This is a genomic window from Flavobacterium eburneipallidum (genome assembly GCF_027111355.2).
Lineage (GTDB): Bacteria > Bacteroidota > Bacteroidia > Flavobacteriales > Flavobacteriaceae > Flavobacterium > Flavobacterium eburneipallidum.
The window spans coordinates 1371415-1387494 of the sequence record NZ_CP114291.2 but is presented as its reverse complement, the minus strand read 5'-3'; the positions used below and the strand labels follow the sequence as shown (position 1 = coordinate 1387494).

The 16080-nt window shown below is 33.4% G+C and carries 18 protein-coding genes; 9 read left to right on the top strand and 9 right to left on the bottom strand.

All coding sequences use genetic code 11. The annotated features are described in order from the left end of the window. Positions 1 to 83 precede the first annotated feature (83 nt). The 4 genes from OZP15_RS05730 to OZP15_RS05715 all read left to right on the top strand — a co-directional run bounded on the left by OZP15_RS05730 (position 84) and on the right by OZP15_RS05715 (position 3909). Complete coding sequence (locus tag OZP15_RS05730) at positions 84 to 1445, top strand: MGH1-like glycoside hydrolase domain-containing protein (RefSeq protein WP_281337246.1); 1362 nt, start codon at positions 84 to 86, stop codon at positions 1443 to 1445. Positions 1446 to 1526: 81 nt separating this feature from the next. Next, the gene (locus OZP15_RS05725; protein WP_269227509.1) at positions 1527 to 2420 is read left to right on the top strand and encodes a dienelactone hydrolase family protein; all 894 of its coding nucleotides are present in this window, start codon (positions 1527 to 1529) and stop codon (positions 2418 to 2420) included. A 263-nt stretch (positions 2421 to 2683) separates the two neighbouring features. Continuing rightward, positions 2684 to 3175 carry a hypothetical protein gene (locus OZP15_RS05720; RefSeq protein ID WP_281337245.1) on the top strand — a complete coding sequence of 164 codons (492 nt, stop codon included), beginning with the start codon at positions 2684 to 2686 and terminating at the stop codon, positions 3173 to 3175. A gap of 215 nt (positions 3176 to 3390) precedes the next feature. Further along, positions 3391 to 3909: a hypothetical protein gene (locus OZP15_RS05715; RefSeq protein ID WP_269227507.1), complete on the top strand. Its 519-nt coding sequence runs from the start codon at positions 3391 to 3393 to the stop codon at positions 3907 to 3909. A gap of 73 nt (positions 3910 to 3982) precedes the next feature. Here the strand turns inward: OZP15_RS05715 and carB are convergent, their stop codons facing one another. Then, on the bottom strand, positions 3983 to 6838 hold the full coding sequence (gene carB / locus OZP15_RS05710; RefSeq protein WP_269227506.1) for a carbamoyl-phosphate synthase large subunit: 2856 nt from the start codon (positions 6836 to 6838) through the stop codon (positions 3983 to 3985). A 145-nt stretch (positions 6839 to 6983) separates the two neighbouring features. Then, positions 6984 to 7145 (bottom strand): 50S ribosomal protein L34, encoded by a 162-nt coding sequence (rpmH, locus tag OZP15_RS05705; RefSeq protein WP_008464848.1) that lies wholly within the window; start codon positions 7143 to 7145, stop codon positions 6984 to 6986. A gap of 165 nt (positions 7146 to 7310) precedes the next feature. Between rpmH and OZP15_RS05700 the strand changes: the two genes are divergently transcribed. After that, the gene (locus tag OZP15_RS05700; RefSeq protein WP_269227505.1) at positions 7311 to 7826 is read left to right on the top strand and encodes a DUF2892 domain-containing protein; all 516 of its coding nucleotides are present in this window, start codon (positions 7311 to 7313) and stop codon (positions 7824 to 7826) included. 52 nt (positions 7827 to 7878) lie between these two features. Here OZP15_RS05700 and OZP15_RS05695 read toward each other — a convergent pair whose 3' ends face one another. Further along, positions 7879 to 8535 (bottom strand): alpha/beta hydrolase, encoded by a 657-nt coding sequence (locus OZP15_RS05695; protein ID WP_269227504.1) that lies wholly within the window; start codon positions 8533 to 8535, stop codon positions 7879 to 7881. Positions 8536 to 8794: 259 nt separating this feature from the next. Next, a complete protein-coding gene (gene abc-f / locus OZP15_RS05690; protein WP_269227503.1) occupies positions 8795 to 10429 on the bottom strand; it encodes a ribosomal protection-like ABC-F family protein in 1635 nt (544 codons plus the stop codon). Between the two features lie 182 nt (positions 10430 to 10611). Between abc-f and OZP15_RS05685 the strand changes: the two genes are divergently transcribed. The 4 genes from OZP15_RS05685 to OZP15_RS05670 all read left to right on the top strand — a co-directional run bounded on the left by OZP15_RS05685 (position 10612) and on the right by OZP15_RS05670 (position 13632). Continuing rightward, positions 10612 to 11697 (top strand): AAA family ATPase, encoded by a 1086-nt coding sequence (locus OZP15_RS05685; RefSeq protein ID WP_281337244.1) that lies wholly within the window; start codon positions 10612 to 10614, stop codon positions 11695 to 11697. 61 nt (positions 11698 to 11758) lie between these two features. Then, positions 11759 to 12256 carry a 5' nucleotidase, NT5C type gene (locus OZP15_RS05680; RefSeq protein ID WP_281337243.1) on the top strand — a complete coding sequence of 166 codons (498 nt, stop codon included), beginning with the start codon at positions 11759 to 11761 and terminating at the stop codon, positions 12254 to 12256. Positions 12257 to 12268: 12 nt separating this feature from the next. Then, entirely contained in the window at positions 12269 to 12727 is a 459-nt protein-coding gene (locus OZP15_RS05675) for a hypothetical protein (RefSeq protein WP_281337242.1), read from the top strand. Between the two features lie 5 nt (positions 12728 to 12732). Further along, the gene (locus OZP15_RS05670) at positions 12733 to 13632 is read left to right on the top strand and encodes a helix-turn-helix transcriptional regulator (RefSeq protein ID WP_269227498.1); all 900 of its coding nucleotides are present in this window, start codon (positions 12733 to 12735) and stop codon (positions 13630 to 13632) included. Positions 13633 to 13639: 7 nt separating this feature from the next. Here OZP15_RS05670 and OZP15_RS05665 read toward each other — a convergent pair whose 3' ends face one another. The 5 genes from OZP15_RS05665 to OZP15_RS05645 all read right to left on the bottom strand — a co-directional run bounded on the left by OZP15_RS05665 (position 13640) and on the right by OZP15_RS05645 (position 16079). Next, positions 13640 to 14443: a Cof-type HAD-IIB family hydrolase gene (locus tag OZP15_RS05665; RefSeq protein ID WP_281337241.1), complete on the bottom strand. Its 804-nt coding sequence runs from the start codon at positions 14441 to 14443 to the stop codon at positions 13640 to 13642. A 53-nt stretch (positions 14444 to 14496) separates the two neighbouring features. Continuing rightward, complete coding sequence (locus tag OZP15_RS05660; protein ID WP_269227495.1) at positions 14497 to 14805, bottom strand: type II toxin-antitoxin system RelE/ParE family toxin; 309 nt, start codon at positions 14803 to 14805, stop codon at positions 14497 to 14499. Then, entirely contained in the window at positions 14805 to 15065 is a 261-nt protein-coding gene (locus OZP15_RS05655) for an addiction module protein (RefSeq protein WP_269227494.1), read from the bottom strand. Before OZP15_RS05655 ends, OZP15_RS05660 begins: the two co-directional genes overlap by 1 nt. Positions 15066 to 15128: 63 nt before the next feature. Then, complete coding sequence (locus OZP15_RS05650) at positions 15129 to 15347, bottom strand: putative signal transducing protein (RefSeq protein ID WP_269227493.1); 219 nt, start codon at positions 15345 to 15347, stop codon at positions 15129 to 15131. A 36-nt stretch (positions 15348 to 15383) separates the two neighbouring features. Further along, a complete protein-coding gene (locus tag OZP15_RS05645) occupies positions 15384 to 16079 on the bottom strand; it encodes a DEAD/DEAH box helicase (protein ID WP_269227492.1) in 696 nt (231 codons plus the stop codon). Position 16080 lies beyond the last annotated feature (1 nt).

Here is a 16080-nt window from a genome sequence, read left to right as displayed (position 1 = left end):
ACCGCTACATTTAATTTCTTTTAAAAAATAGCTTATTATTGTAGGTTAAATTACATACTAACCATTTTTTTAAACCAAAAAATATGAAAAACAAAATAGTATTACTTTTCATCCTTGTATTTTACACTTCAAGTATTTACAGCCAACAATCGGATTCTATTTCCCAGTATATCAAAACGATAAAAACAAATATTTACAAAGATTACAAAAGAATGTATCGCAAAGGTGGCGGATCATTGGTTTACCCTTTTCTCACTCCGGGAAGTAACCAATATGACAATGTGTTATGGGACTGGGATTCGTGGTTAAGTAACATTGCTTTGCGCCAAATATTATCGGACATTGGTACTGAAAAAGACAAAAAAGAAGCCATTCAATACGAGCAAGGTTGTGTCCTCAATTTTCTGCATTACGGCGATTGGGATGGGTATTTGCCCATCGTGATTTGGGAAGACTCAAAACCTAGAGATATTCGACCAGAAAACATCTACAATGTCAATATGCACAAACCTGTTTTAGCACAACATGCGGCTTTTATCACGCAAACCAATGGTGGAAATGCCGAATGGATTCGGGAGAAATTCTACCATCTTCAGGCATTTGTAAACAATTACAAATCGCATCACCGCAACAAAGCTACAGGTTTGTTTTATTGGCAAAATGATGTAGCTATTGGTGTAGATAATGATCCCGCTACTTTTTTTAGACCTGCCAAGAGTTCGGCTTCTATTTATTTGAATTGTCTGATGTATAAAGAACTGTTAGCTATGGTTTATTTGGCAAATCAATTGAATCAGTCTGCTATTGGTAAAGAATTTGCCAATGATGCCCAAGCTTTGAAAACCGCCATTCAAAAAAATTGCTGGGATGAGCGTGATGGTTTTTTCTACAGTGTTGATTTGAACTTAACTCCTGTTGACAATCACACCGACAGTACTTTAGGAAGAGCTTTTGTTATTCATAGTGGCTATCCCAGAGATTATGATTGCCTGATTCAACGGATCGAAAGTTGGTCTGGATTTTTAGCTTTATGGGCAGGAATTGCCTCTCCCGTACAAGCCGAACGAATCGTAAAAGAACATTATTCGAACCCGAAAACCTTTAATGCGACAGCTGGCGTTCGAACACTTTCAAAAATGGAAAAAATGTACAGCTTGCGTGCCAGTGCTAATCCATCGAACTGGCGAGGCCCTATTTGGGGAATATCCAATTATATTGTTTTTAAAGGTTTGACAAAATATGGTTATACTGCTGAAGCAAAAGAATTGGCAACTAAAACTGTTCGTTTATTTGGTAAAGATTTTGAAAAAAATGGTGCTTTACACGAATATTACGAACCCGAAACTGGAGAACCATTACTCAACAAAGGATTTCAAAACTGGAATTATCTCGTGCTGAATATGGCTGCTTGGCTGGAAGGAAAAAAAGTAGTGGAAGAGTTTTAGACTTTGATTCGTATTTAAAAAATTTGAATTGCATACTCAATCCATTTATTTCCTAAATTAGTTGCTAAAAAAACAACTCTTATGAAAAAACTCACCAAAGAAGACATCAGCCAAGAAGTATTTGACTTGTACGATGATTACGCACACAATAAAATTGAAAGAAGACAATTCATCGAAAAACTATCGGTTTTTGCTGTGGGAACTTTAACCCTTCCATCGCTTTTGAGTTTTATGACTCCCAATTATCAAGACACTACCACTATTCAACCCGATGATTCCCGATTAACATCAGGATTTATCACCTACGATTCCCCAAAAGGTGGTGGAAAAATCAAAGGGCTCTTATCGCAACCCAAAGGAAACAAGAAAAAACTACCTGGAATTATTGTCGTTCACGAAAACCGAGGATTAAATCCGTATATCGAAGATGTAGGCAGAAGAGCCGCTATCGAAGGATTTATCACTTTGGCTCCCGATGCTTTATCGCCATTGGGCGGTTATCCTGGGAATGATGATGATGGTAGAGAATTGCAAAAGAAACGCACTCGCGAAGAAATGCTAGAAGATTTTATTGCTGCCTACGAATACCTGAAATCGCATAAAGATTGTAATGGTTCTGTTGGCGTAGTAGGATTTTGTTTTGGCGGTTGGATTTCGAATATGATGGCGGTAAAAATCCCAACTTTAGGAGCTGCCGTTCCTTATTATGGAGGACAACCAACCGCTGAAGATGCCGAAAAAATCACGACTCCTTTATTATTAAATTACGCCAGTTTAGACACTCGTGTAAACGAAGGTTGGCCTGCTTATGAAGCCATTCTCAAAAAAAACAAAGTAGAACATACCGCATATTTCTATGAAGGAGTGAATCACGGTTTTCATAATAATACCACGCCTCGCTACGACGAAAAAGCCGCCACCTTGTCTTGGACACGAACTATTGCTTTTTTTAGGGAGAAGTTGAAGAAGAAGTAATTATTTTTAAAGAAAATACTGCGAAATTAGAATTCGATATCAGAATTTGATTATATTTGAAAATAAATAAACACTGATATTTGTCAGACCTATCTACCCTAAAATGGGTGGGTTTGTATGATTTTATCATACATATATACGAGTTGTGCGTAATTCCACATATTTACACCAAAAATGACTACTTCGACTAACAGAAGAAAGTGAAAATTTGGATGACTATTAAAAAAAAAACGTTAGATAGAATATAAAAAAACTGTTAGGAAATGGAAAAATGGAGTACTTTGCTTATCAAAAATGAAATATCTGAATTTTTAATCGATAAACTAAAAGCAGATTTTCCAACTATATCATCTGAGGATTTAAAAACAATTTGCCAAAAAATATATAGTAAGAAAAGTATAAAATTAATAGCGAAAATAATTGATGATAATAAACAGAATATTTCAAAATCTGTGATAAAAGAATTCAAAGAGGAAATTTCTGAAATTAAATCAGACTTAGTATGGAAAATTACAAGTAAAGGAAAAAGTACTATTTATATTAATGATTGGGTACAAAATTTTTATGCTGAATTTAGGTCTAATGAAAAATTTGAAAACGTTTACATTGGAGGACATTCAGAAAATGAAAATATAATTTATGTTACTGGAGAATTAAATGAAGAAAAAGATAAAATATCATTATTTGAATACATTAAATCTAAAAATCCCCAACTGAAATTAATGTTCAACCTAAAAGTAAAAGTTAATAATTGAAGTTAAAAACATAATAAGTTTTATTTTACAGAAAAAATGAATTATAAAAACTACGCACAAACAGCTAGAGTTTCGTTGCGTGCGCAGCACGAACAATGAAACTCGTGTTAAATCCTTGACAGCGGACAAGCTGAAACCGATTACATACCGTCAACACTATGGAGTTATCAAAATTTGATGGGTTCAATCCAATCTAAACCTCATAAAAAAATCAGATGCTAGAACTAATCTGGGGAATACTAAACATTGCTATCTTAATTTATTTTATAATTATTTGCTTTAAAGCAACCAAAATAATTCGTGAAAATTTAGGAGGATTAGCGGCTCTAGTTTTTGTTTTGGGTCTTTTGTCTTTTATGGGAAAAACCAATAAAGAAAATACAGGATTTAAAAACTTCAATTTAGAAGAAGAAACCGAAAAGATAGAAAATCCTAATAGTAATAGAAATGTCTATCATACAGACAAGTCATTAGAAGATAATTTAATGACAGCTATTGAAATGTCAATTCTATTTACTGAAAACACCATTGAAAAGAAAGCAATAAATGCAAGTGTCCAAAGAGATGGATTTATTAGCGGTACAGATTGGGAAACAACCAATGTAAGCCTTTCAAAATTGAATAACAACAAATACAGCTACAATGTTTTAGGTAAACTAGAGTGGCGAATTTTAACCATAACCGTTTACACTGAAATGAAAGAATTCAAAGGAGAAATTGAATTGAAAAAATAAAGACATTATTTAATGCACCCGAATAAAACAAAAAAAGCCCCAAACGGGACTTTTTCAATATATAAACTCAAGCTTATTTACTCAAATACATTTTTCTTCTAGAATACAATTCGTAGAACTGGTCGTCTTTCAAGTCGTCAATAAACAAGATGCTTTCTCCTGTTGATTTCATCTCTGGTCCTAATGCTTTGTTCACATTTTGGAACTTACTAAAAGAGAAAACTGGTTGCTTGATGGCATATCCTTTTAATTGTGGATTGAAATCAAAATCAGTTACTTTCTTTTCGCCCAACATTACTTTTGTAGCATAGTTCACATAAGGTTCTCCGTAAGCTTTCGCAATAAACGGAACCGTACGAGAAGCTCTAGGATTGGCTTCGATAATATAAACCGTATCGTCTTTTATCGCAAACTGAATGTTGATTAAACCAACCGTTTTCAATGCTCTCGCAATTTTTTCAGTATGGTCTTTGATTTGTTGCATCACAAATTCACCCAAGTTGAACGGTGGCAAAGTTGCATTAGAATCTCCCGAGTGAACTCCACAAGGTTCGATATGCTCCATAATTCCGATGATATAAACATTTCCATCAGCATCACAAATCGCATCTGCTTCTGCTTCGATTGCTCCAGCCAAATAATGGTCTAACAACAATTTATTCCCTGGAATCGATTTCAATAAATTGATAACGTGTTCTTCCAATTCTTTTTTGTTGATTACGATTTTCATTCCCTGACCACCCAATACATAAGAAGGACGAATCAATAAAGGAAAATCTAAAGTATCCGCCAAAGCAGAAGCTTCATCTGCCGTTTCAGCGATTCCGAATTTCGGGAAAGGAATGTGTAATTCTGTCAATAAATCAGAGAAACGTCCTCTGTCTTCAGCTAAATCCAAAGCATCAAAACTAGTCCCTATGATTTTTATTCCGTATTTAGACAACTTTTCAGCCAATTTCAAAGCAGTTTGTCCTCCTAATTGCACGATTACACCTTCTGGTTTTTCGTGTTGAATGATGTCATAAATATGTTCCCAGAAAACTGGTTCGAAATACAATTTATCAGCTGTGTCAAAATCAGTTGAAACCGTTTCTGGATTACAGTTAATCATTATCGTTTCATAACCACATTCTTTGGCTGCCAAAACTCCGTGAACACAAGAATAATCAAATTCAATTCCTTGTCCGATTCGGTTTGGTCCTGAACCTAGAACTACGATTTTCTTTTTATCGGTAACGATACTTTCGTTGTGAACAAAACGCTCACCGTTAGCTTTTTCGATTTCAGCTTCGAAAGTAGAATAGTAATAAGGTGTTTTTGCTGTAAATTCCGCAGCACAAGTATCAACTAATTTGAACACACGGTTGATGTTCATTGTAGAACGCAAAGTATGTACTTCACTTTCTTTAGCATTCATCATGTGAGCAATTTGTCTGTCGGCAAAACCTTTTTGTTTCGCTTCAAGCAGCAATTCTCTTGGTAAGGTTTCTACAGTATAATTTGAAATTTCTTTTTCTAAAGTATAAAGTTCCTCGTATTGTTTCAAGAACCACATATCGATTTTAGTGATTTCATGAATGCGGCTCAATGGAATTCCCATCGCAATAGCATCATAAATCACGAAAACACGATCCCAACTTGCAAAAGTCAATTTCTCTATAATTTGCTCGTAGTTAGTATATCCTTTTCCGTCAGCTCCCAGTCCATTTCTTTTAATTTCCAATGATTGAGTGGCTTTGTGCAAGGCTTCTTGGAACGAACGTCCAATTCCCATTACTTCACCAACAGATTTCATTTGAAGACCTAAAGTCCTGTCAGCTCCTTCAAATTTATCGAAGTTCCAACGTGGTATTTTTACAATTACATAATCCAAAGTCGGCTCGAACAAAGCGGATGTTGATTTTGTAATTTGATTTTGTAATTCATCTAAATTGTATCCTAAAGCCAGTTTAGAAGCAATTTTTGCAATTGGATAACCTGTTGCTTTTGATGCCAAAGCTGATGAACGAGATACACGAGGATTGATTTCAATCGCAACGATATCTTCTTTTTCATCTGGTGAAACCGCGAATTGCACGTTACAACCTCCAGCAAAATTTCCGATGCTGCGCATCATCAAAATCGCCATATCACGCAATTTTTGGAAAGTCGTGTCAGACAAAGTCATCGCTGGTGCAACTGTTATCGAATCTCCAGTATGAATTCCCATTGGATCCATATTTTCAATCGAACAGATAATCACAACATTGTCGTTTTTATCTCTCAACAATTCCAATTCGTACTCTTTCCAACCTATCAAAGCTTTGTCAATCAAAACTTCGTGAATCGGTGACATTTCCAATCCGTAGGTTAGTTTTTCGTCAAATTCTTCTTTGGTATGTACAAAAGCTGCTCCCGTTCCACCCAAAGTAAACGAAGGGCGAATCACTAATGGAAAACCAAATTCCTGTGCAATTTCTTTACCCTCCAAGAAAGAAGTAGCTGTTTTAGCAGGTGCAGTAGGAACATTTATTTTCGCCAAAAGCTGTTTGAACTGCTCTCTATCTTCAGTAATGTTGATAGCATTTACATCAACACCAATCATTCTCACTCCGAAATCTTGCCAAATTCCTTTTTCATCTGCTTCTAAACACAAGTTCAAAGCCGTTTGCCCACCCATTGTTGGTAAAACCGCATCAATTTGTGGATGTTCTTTCAGGATTTCAATGATCGATTTGGTAGTTAATGGTTTCAAATAAATATGATCCGCCATAGATGGGTCGGTCATAATCGTTGCTGGATTTGAGTTGATCAAAATCACCTCAATTCCTTCTTCACGGATAGAACGTGCTGATTGAGAACCTGCGTAATCAAATTCGCAAGCCTGACCAATTACGATTGGACCTGAACCTATTATTAAAACCGATTTTATGGAGTTGTCTTTTGGCATATTTTCTGTTTTTTAGTTTCAAGTTTCAGGTTTCAAGTTAGTTGAGCAACCTGAAACCTGAAACTTAAAACCTTTTTAATGATAAGGTTTAAAAAAAGCCGTTACTAAAAAATAGTAACGGCTAATATTTTGTTTTATAAAAACATTATTTTTTGTGTCTAGGTTCGCTAGAAACAGTCAATTTGTGTCTTCCTTTTGCTCTACGACGGGCTAGAACTTTTCTTCCATTTGCAGAAGCCATTCTGTCCATAAATCCGTGCTTATTTCTTCTTTTTCTTTTCGATGGTTGAAACGTTCTTTTGCTCATTGCTTTGTATCTTTAAAAAATGTATTTATATGTCTTTGGATGTTTTGAATTTGCTTATTCCAAAACCGAGTGCAAATATACAAAGACTTTTATTTCTGACAAGTGGTTTTATAATTTTTTTTTTAATTCCTTTTCCTATCTTTGCTATCTCAAAAAAGACACACTATGTTTCCTAAAATCATCAAACTCATTCTTGCTGGACTATTAATAATTGCTGGTATTTACCAAATTATAGACAATGAAACTGGCAATGGAATCTTCCTTATTATATTGTCTGCTATTCCGATTTTTCTTTACTACAAAAATGAATTTATCTTGTTAGCATTCTTAAAATTAAGAAAACAAGATTTTGAAGGCGCCAAAAAATGGTTGGCTTACATCAAAAATCCAGAAACTGCCTTGGTAAAAAAGCAACAAGGTTACTTTAATTACCTGCACGGAATTATGCTTTCGCAAACCAATATCAATCAATCGGAGAAATATTTCAAGAAAGCAATTGAGTTGGGATTATCAATGGATATGGATTTGGCTGTTGCCAAATTGAATCTTGCTGGAGTTGCCATGACTCGCAGACGCAAATTAGAAGCTACTAATTTATTGAACGAAGCCAAAAGATTAGACAAACAAAATATGCTAGCAGATCAAATCAAATTGATGAAAGAGCAAATGAAGAAAATATAATTCATCACTAGAAAAGTTAAAAAAAGCGATTAGACAAATTCTAATCGCTTTTTTATTCTAAAATAATTCGGGGTAAATTTTCGTTCAACCATTTGTACTTGCTCAAAATCATGATATGTGTTCCGCCTTTGACAGTAATACAATTTGAAATATATTTTATAGGAAACACAGCATCAGCATCGCCGTGAATATGAATTATATTTTCATCAGCAACTACTCTATCCCACAATATCACTTCCCTCATCGCCCAATCTAAATAACGTTTGTCCCGAACAGAAAGAAATTTTTGATACAATTGAATTTGCCGATCTGCTTTTGAACCAAAGATAGTTTTAATCCAATTTTCAAAATTAGAAACCCAATTCGTTGGAAACATTCTATAGGCTTTGATTGCTTTAGCTAATTTCATTCTTCTAGGAAATTCCAAATTACTCTTGACACTCGAAATAATGATTACTTTTCGAACATCAACAAATCGCGCCATTTCCTGAACCAAAATTCCACCAAAAGAAACACCAATCAAAACAGGATTGGGATGATGGATTTTCTGTGAAATCCGTTTGGCATATTCCGATAAGGTTTCGTTCTCTAAAGGAATTTCCCATTCTAAAAAAACCTTTTCAAAATGAGTCTCTGAAAGAATAATTCGTTCGAAAATGCTAGCATTTGCTGCTAATCCAGGCATGAAATAAACTGGGATTTTAGTCATCTTACAAATTGTTATTCAAAATCATTTTATGTTTGCCATCTTAACAGGGCATTCGCTTTTAAAACCAGTAGACACGAATTTCACGAATTTTCACGAATTAAAGATTGCTAAAGTTTAATTATCACTAATTTTAAGCGTTATTATGATTTTGTGAAATTTTTAAAGTTTACTCTTCGTGCAAATTTGTGGAATTCGTGTGAAATTTTTTAAATGCGAATGCCGTTCTATCTTAACCTAAAATTGAAAAGTTACTTCAACACTACTTTTCAATCTCTCTTAAATTCTCCATTTTCTTGTGTGCCAAGAAACCCGAAATATCTTCAAAATGTTCTTTTACACGTTTATTTCCAAATTCGAAAACTTTGGTAGCCAATCCATCCAAGAAATCTCTATCATGCGAAACTAGAATTAATGTTCCATCAAAATCACGTAAAGCGTCTTTGATAATGTCTTTGGTTTTCATATCCAAGTGGTTCGAAGGCTCATCGAGAATCAATAAATTTACGGGTTCCAACAATAATTTTATCATCGCCAAACGTGTTTTTTCTCCACCTGAAAGTACTTTTACTTTCTTGGTAATATCATCACCGTGAAACATGAAGGCTCCTAGAATATTTTTGATTTGAGTTCTCACATCACCCACAGCAATTCCGTCTATAGTTTCGAAAATCGTAGCGTTTTCATCCAACAAAGCCGCCTGATTTTGAGCAAAATACCCAATTTGTGAATTATGACCAACTTCAACCGAACCCGAATCAACGCCAATTTCTTTCATAATGGCTTTTATCATTGTCGATTTCCCTTCTCCGTTTTTCCCAACAAAAGCTACTTTCTGCCCTCTTTCAATTACGATATTAGCATCTTTAAAAACCACATGGTCGCCATAGGATTTGGACATTTCTTTTACAATCACAGGATATTGTCCCGAACGAGCTGCTGGTGGAAATTTCAATCGCAATGCTGAAGTATCAACCTCATCAACCTCGACAATAACCAATTTTTCCAACATTTTTACGCGCGATTGAACCGCATCTGTTTTCGAAAAAGTTCCACGAAATCTATCAATAAATGCTTGATTATCTGCAATAAATTTTTGTTGCTCGTCGTAGGCTTTTTGCTGATGAATTCTTCTGTCTTTTCTCAATTCTAAATAATGAGAATACTTTGCTTTGTAGTCATAAATTCGTCCCATGGTCACCTCAATAGTACGATTGGTAATATTATCAACAAAAGCTCTATCGTGGGAAATTACCACAACCGCTTTGGCAGAATTAATTAAAAAGTCTTCTAACCATTGAATACTTTCAATATCCATGTGGTTCGTCGGCTCATCCAGCAAAATCAAATCTGGTTTTTGCAAAAGGATTTTCGCCAATTCAATTCGCATTCTCCATCCTCCTGAAAACTCGGAAGTTTGACGATTGAAATCTTCCCGTTCAAAACCCAAACCAGTTAATATTTTTTCTACTTCGGCTTCGTAATTGACCTCTTCGATGGCATAGAATTTCTCGCTCAAGTCTGAAACTCTTTCGATTAATTTCATGTAAGCATCACTTTCATAATCGGTACGAATAGTCAATTGCTCGTTGATTTCATCAATTTCGGCTTTCATACTAAAGATTTCTCCAAAAGCTTTAGACGCTTCTTCCATTACCGTTGCACCATCTGTAGTCAACAAATGCTGTGGCAAATAAGCGATTACGGCTTCTTTTGGTGCCGAAATATTTCCTGTTGAAGGTTTGCTTTGACCCGAAATAATTTTCAAAAGCGTTGATTTTCCTGCACCATTTTTACCCATAAGGGCAATTTTGTCATTCTCATTAATAGCAAAAGAAACATCGCTAAATAAAGTAGTTCCACCAAATTGAACGGAGATATCGTTAACTGTAATCATTTTATAGTTTATTTGATTAATCGGTTAATTGGTTAACCGATTAGCGATTTTTTTGAAAGCTGCAAAGATAGATTAAATAAGGAATTGGGCAATTTGAAAACCAAGTAATTATTTATCGAACTGCGTCGTGGTTTGACGTTATCATAAAATAAGTTTGTCTCAAATATTAAAAACAAACAATAATGGAAAATCAGAACCAAACAGAAGTAAACAAAGAATTAAAATTGATGAATAATTCTTTTGATCTATATGAATCAGGAAACAATTACATCAACCAACTTCGTCTTTACAATGCTTATTTTGGCAAAATACCAAATATTAAATCAATTAGATTCATAGAAATTACAGAAATGAGAAAATGGATTTTAACTGAATGGCAAAATAAAATTCAATTACAACATTATTCTCAAACTTATGAATTTGATAAAAGAAAGAATTTTTATAGCGATCATTTTTTAATTTTAAAAAACGGAATTGTAATCAATCTGTATAATAAAAGTGCCTATATCTTATTTGGTATTGAACAAGAAAGGGAAGCGCAAGAATTACAAAACCAATTGTTACAATTTAGAACTAGACCTAAAAAAACAACTCAAATTAGTTTAATAATAAATAATGCTAAAGGACTTACCACAAAAAGTATTGAAATCAAAAAACCGAAATTAAATTTTGACTTACATTACAATGATGATTTTAAAAAAACACATCAATTGATTGTCAAAAACTTAAAAAAATCAAAAACAAAAGGTTTGTATTTATTTCACGGTTTACCTGGAACAGGAAAAAGTACCTACATAAAATACCTAATCCATCAACAGAATAAGAGGGTTATATTCTTATCGCCTAAAATGGCTAGTAATTTAGATGATATGTCATTAACAGAATTTTTATTAGACAATCAAAATTGTGTTTTGGTGATAGAAGACGCAGAAGAATTGATACTTTCAAGAGATAATCATCATAATTCCAAACTTTCCTTTTTGTTAAATTTGACTGATGGCTTATTGGGCGAAAGTTTGGGTATTCAAATCATTGCGACTTTTAATACTGATTTAAAAAACATAGACAAAGCCTTACTTCGCAAAGGACGTTTGACTTGTATTTATGATTTCAAACCTCTCACGGTTGAAAAATCTAATGCTCTTTTGAAAAATTTAGGACATCATATCGAAATCGCTAATCCATTAGTATTAACAGACATTTTCAATTTTGAAATTGACACCAATTATCAACCAAAAATAAGAAGAGCTGTAGGTTTTGGAAATTAATTTCAATCACGACACAATTCGACGTAGTTAAACCGTATTTTTGAAAAACAGAATTAAAAAAATGAAAAAGAAGATTTTATATATTGATATGGATGGCGTTGTTGCTGACTTTGACAAAGCATTGGAATATTATGATTCGGAAATAAACAAAATGAATCACGAAAATGACTCCAATCAGGCAACAATTAGAAACAATAAAGTTGATGTAATTTGTGAGGCAAATGAAGAATTCTTCCATCAAATTCCACCAATAGATTCAGCGATTGAAACCGTTTCGCAATTGTTTGAAAAATTTGACATCTATTTTTTATCAACCCCTATGTGGAGTGCACCTCATTCATTTACGGGAAAAAGGATTTGGATTGAAAAACATTTTGGAGAAATGGCTTCCAAAAGACTCATTCTTACACACAGAAAAGATTTAAATATCGGAGAATATCTAATTGACGACCGTATTTGCAACGGTGTAGAAAATTTTTCAGGGACGCACATTCATTTTGGTTCTGAAAAATTCCCGAATTGGGAGATTACTGCTAAATATTTAATCAATAACAACTAAATAATATAAAAAATGGAAAAACAAATTGGAGCGGATTCTAGTACACAAAGAGAAATTGAAAAACTAATTATAGAGAAAATTACAGCAGAAGGAAATTTCACTTCACAAAAAAAAATAACTATCATTAAAGAGGTTAAATTTGAATTTGATTTCTATAATGAAGAGAAAAAAATAATTGGAGAAATTTACGCAGGAATTGATAAGATTAATTCTGCCCAAAAGAAAAAAATTATTACTGATTGCTTTAAAATGGTTTATGCAGAAAAACTTTTGGATTGTGATTGTGTTAAGATGCTTATATTCATAGATGAAAACATAGAAAAAGCTTTCAAAGGAAGTAGTTGGGCTTCTAAAGCTATCGAGGAATATAAAATCAAAACTAGAGTCATTAAAATTTCAGAAGGAGATATGAAAAAATTAATAGCGACAAAAGAATTACAACAACGCAGTAATCAAAAAAAGCAATCCTAATAGATATGTCTAAAAAACAATTCATCAAACGTCATCATTTAATTATCAATAAATTACGTTCTAATCCTTGTTCGTTCAAAGATTTACAAGATTATTTGGAAAAACATTCAATTGATGATGAAGAGAATTATGTGATTTCCAAGCGTACTTTTGAGCGTGATGTAAACGAAATTAGAGAAATCTATAAAATCGATATCGAATACAATCGTTCGCAAAATGTATATGAAATAAAACAAGATGCAGATGAAGTAAAAACAGACCGATTAATAGAATCCTTTCAGATTTTTAACGCATTGAGTATTTCAGATTCTGTTTCTAATCATATTATCATTGAAAAAAGAAAACATTTTGGCACTGATAACATGCACGGTTTACTACACGCCATCAAAAATCAATTGGAAATAAGATTTACACACGAAAAATTCTGGAAAGACAACGAAAAGCAAACACGTTTGGTTTTTCCTCTAGCATTGAAAGAGGCTCGCAATCGTTGGTATTTAGTAGTCCAGGATCCTAAAGATAAAGTTTACAAAACTTTTGGTTTAGAGCGAATTTCTGATTTGGAAATTACTCGCAAAAAATTCGACTATCCAAAAGACTTCAATCCAGATGTAAAATTCAAATACTCCTTTGGAATAATTACCGATGGAACAAAACCTGAAAAAATCAAACTTTGGCTATCTCACAATCAAGCTAATTATATAAAATCATTGCCTTTGCATCATTCACAAAAAGTTGTTTCCGAAAATGAAACCGAATGTATAATCGAATTATTTATGAGTCCAACTTATGATTTCGTTATGGAATTACTCTCAATGGGTTCAGAAATAAAAGTTCTGGAGCCAAAAAGTTTACAGGAAGAAATTAAATCCAAATTATTAAACACTCTGAATTTATATCCTTAACAACCAATTACTCCAAAATAAATCTCCTCACCACTTCGGCAACTCCGTGATCATTATTAGAGGCTACGATAACATCGCCAAATTCTCTTAATTCGGCATCGACATTATCTACCCAAACGCCTAATCCTGCATATTGTACCATCGTTAAATCGTTTCCTGCATTTCCAACAGCGATAATTTCAGATTGATGAATATTAAGTTTTTCAGACAGAATTTGTATTGCAGCACCTTTGTCAACACCGTTTGGTGCGGCTTCCAAGAAAAAGGGTTTCGACATACAAACACTCAAATCGGGCATAGCATTTTTTAGTACTGGTTCAACCGTTTTAAGATAACTTGGTTCTTCGAGCAACAAGCATTTTACTGCCGAAGTAGTCACTGCATCTTTGAAACTAGGAACAATTACGTGCTCTAAACCTGTGATGGTACTTTCAACATCGATATATTCTGAACTCGTTTCGCTGATAATTTTTCCGTCTAAATAAGTAATGATATGCGTATTGTTTTCCTTGCTAAAATCATAAATGGAATGAATTTGTTCTTTAGTCAAGGAATGTTCAAAGAGTACTTTATCTTCTTTCAAATCCGTAATCGTAGAACCATTGTATGAAATCATGAAGGAATTATTAACATCGCATTGCAAAGCTTTGGCGTATTCAATCATTGCTGATGTCGGTCTGCCCGAAGCCAAAATGACGTAAACGCCCATTTCCTGTGCTTTCAAAAGCATTTCCTTATTTTCATTTGAAATTTGGTGGTCGTCGTTCAACAAAGTGTCGTCCATATCGACTACTAACATTTTATATTTCATTGTTTGTTTTTTTAATTTTATTAAAAAAACCGCTCTTGCGAAGCGGTCATTTTCTATTTTTCCAGTCGTTTTTTAATTCTATCAAAACTTTGCTTTTGCGCTAAAATCCCAACAACTACAACTATTCTAAATTCCTCTTCGATTAAATAATAAATAGTATAAGGAAATCTTGCAACTATTGCTTGTCTTAATTCCTTGTATCTTTTCTGGTAATGTTTCGGATACTTTTGAATGTAATCCAACTCTTCGTTTACTTTCAACTTAAAATCCTCGCCTAATACTGTATTTATTCCTAAATACCTTTTTTTGGCTTTTCTTAAATCTTGATAAACAATTGGCAGCAATTTTAATTTATAATCCATTACCAATTTTTCTTTACATCATCCCAATCTAACAAGTCTTGAGGATTTTTTCTATAAGCTTCTAAACGTTTATCTAATTCATCTTTATGCTCTGTGGGAACTCCAATTTTATCTAGTTTATCTTTTTTCAAAATTTTTTCCAATTTTTCAAAAGTATCTTCTTCTACCTTGAAAATCTCCTGTATAAAACTATATTTTCTAGCTGATAAATCCATAATACCTTTTTTATCTGTTGTACAAATATACAAATTCTCGTTCATACTTTTATTTTTTATTCTACTGAACAAGAATCAACTAATCAGCATAGCATAATTACCGAACTGTTAAATACTCAATCGAAACTCCTCAATAACAGGATTAGCTTTTGCAAAATCAGTTTCCTGAATAAACAATTCAACTGCTTGTCCAGAAGAACCAAAACCAGCCAATCTAGCCGATTGAATATTATCCTTTAAAACGGTATCTACTCCTACTGCTTCAATTTTTTCCTGTAAAGCCAAAGCTAAAATCTCACTTCCCGAAAACACTTTCATTAATCCCATACTATTGTTTGTTTTTAAAATTGGTTAAATAAAAATCTACTCTTCTTCAAGATTGTCTTCGTCCTCATCAAAATCTGCTACTTCTTCAATCTCTTGCTCTTCTAAATCATCTTCATCGTAATCCTCAAAATCAAATTCGAAAGGTTCTAACAGCATTTTGTCTGCCAAAATTTCGATTCTTTCTGTAAATACTTCCGAGAAAATAATACGCTGTGTTTTGGTAATACTATCAGAAATACGCATGATTTTAGTTTCATGACGCAACTTCAAAATAGCATCTGCATCATCAACAATGAACATTTTCAAGCGGTTCACATTATATCCAGCTGAACTGAACATATCGTTTAATTTCGTTGGGGTTCCAATCAAAACATCAATTCCTGTGGAAATATAATTTTTATCATAATCCATATCCCCTTTTTCGTGAACGCCATAAACCTCCAAACCTGAATTTTTGGCATACTTTTCAAAGAGTGCTACCATTTCTAGTACTTTAGTTTTGTCTTCTACAAAAATTAAAGCACGTGGCGATTCTTCGTTGACTCCAGCCAATTTCTGAATAACATTCAAGACAATTGTAGTTGTTTTTCCGCTTCCGTTTGGCGCAATGATAATACAATCAGCTCCACTTTTCAGAGTCGAAAAGGTTTCTTTTTGCATTTCATTGGCTTCGGTCAAACCATTTTCAATAAGATTTTCTTGAAGGTTTTCGTTTATTTTTTTTAGTTTCATT

Excerpts from the sequence above, each read along its gene's own strand:
- OZP15_RS05730 (WP_281337246.1), top strand. The coding sequence starts at position 84 with ATGAAAAACAAAATAGTATTACTTTTCATCCTTGTATTTTACACTTCA.
- OZP15_RS05725 (WP_269227509.1), top strand. The coding sequence starts at position 1,527 with ATGAAAAAACTCACCAAAGAAGACATCAGCCAAGAAGTATTTGACTTG.
- OZP15_RS05720 (WP_281337245.1), top strand. The coding sequence starts at position 2,684 with ATGGAAAAATGGAGTACTTTGCTTATCAAAAATGAAATATCTGAATTT.
- OZP15_RS05715 (WP_269227507.1), top strand. The coding sequence starts at position 3,391 with ATGCTAGAACTAATCTGGGGAATACTAAACATTGCTATCTTAATTTAT.
- carB (WP_269227506.1), bottom strand. The coding sequence starts at position 6,838 with ATGCCAAAAGACAACTCCATAAAATCGGTTTTAATAATAGGTTCAGGT.
- rpmH (WP_008464848.1), bottom strand. The coding sequence starts at position 7,145 with ATGAGCAAAAGAACGTTTCAACCATCGAAAAGAAAAAGAAGAAATAAG.
- OZP15_RS05700 (WP_269227505.1), top strand. The coding sequence starts at position 7,311 with ATGTTTCCTAAAATCATCAAACTCATTCTTGCTGGACTATTAATAATT.
- OZP15_RS05695 (WP_269227504.1), bottom strand. The coding sequence starts at position 8,535 with ATGACTAAAATCCCAGTTTATTTCATGCCTGGATTAGCAGCAAATGCT.
- abc-f (WP_269227503.1), bottom strand. The coding sequence starts at position 10,429 with ATGATTACAGTTAACGATATCTCCGTTCAATTTGGTGGAACTACTTTA.
- OZP15_RS05685 (WP_281337244.1), top strand. The coding sequence starts at position 10,612 with ATGGAAAATCAGAACCAAACAGAAGTAAACAAAGAATTAAAATTGATG.
- OZP15_RS05680 (WP_281337243.1), top strand. The coding sequence starts at position 11,759 with ATGAAAAAGAAGATTTTATATATTGATATGGATGGCGTTGTTGCTGAC.
- OZP15_RS05675 (WP_281337242.1), top strand. The coding sequence starts at position 12,269 with ATGGAAAAACAAATTGGAGCGGATTCTAGTACACAAAGAGAAATTGAA.
- OZP15_RS05670 (WP_269227498.1), top strand. The coding sequence starts at position 12,733 with ATGTCTAAAAAACAATTCATCAAACGTCATCATTTAATTATCAATAAA.
- OZP15_RS05665 (WP_281337241.1), bottom strand. The coding sequence starts at position 14,443 with ATGAAATATAAAATGTTAGTAGTCGATATGGACGACACTTTGTTGAAC.
- OZP15_RS05660 (WP_269227495.1), bottom strand. The coding sequence starts at position 14,805 with ATGGATTATAAATTAAAATTGCTGCCAATTGTTTATCAAGATTTAAGA.
- OZP15_RS05655 (WP_269227494.1), bottom strand. The coding sequence starts at position 15,065 with ATGAACGAGAATTTGTATATTTGTACAACAGATAAAAAAGGTATTATG.
- OZP15_RS05650 (WP_269227493.1), bottom strand. The coding sequence starts at position 15,347 with ATGGGATTAATGAAAGTGTTTTCGGGAAGTGAGATTTTAGCTTTGGCT.
- OZP15_RS05645 (WP_269227492.1), bottom strand. The coding sequence starts at position 16,079 with ATGAAACTAAAAAAAATAAACGAAAACCTTCAAGAAAATCTTATTGAA.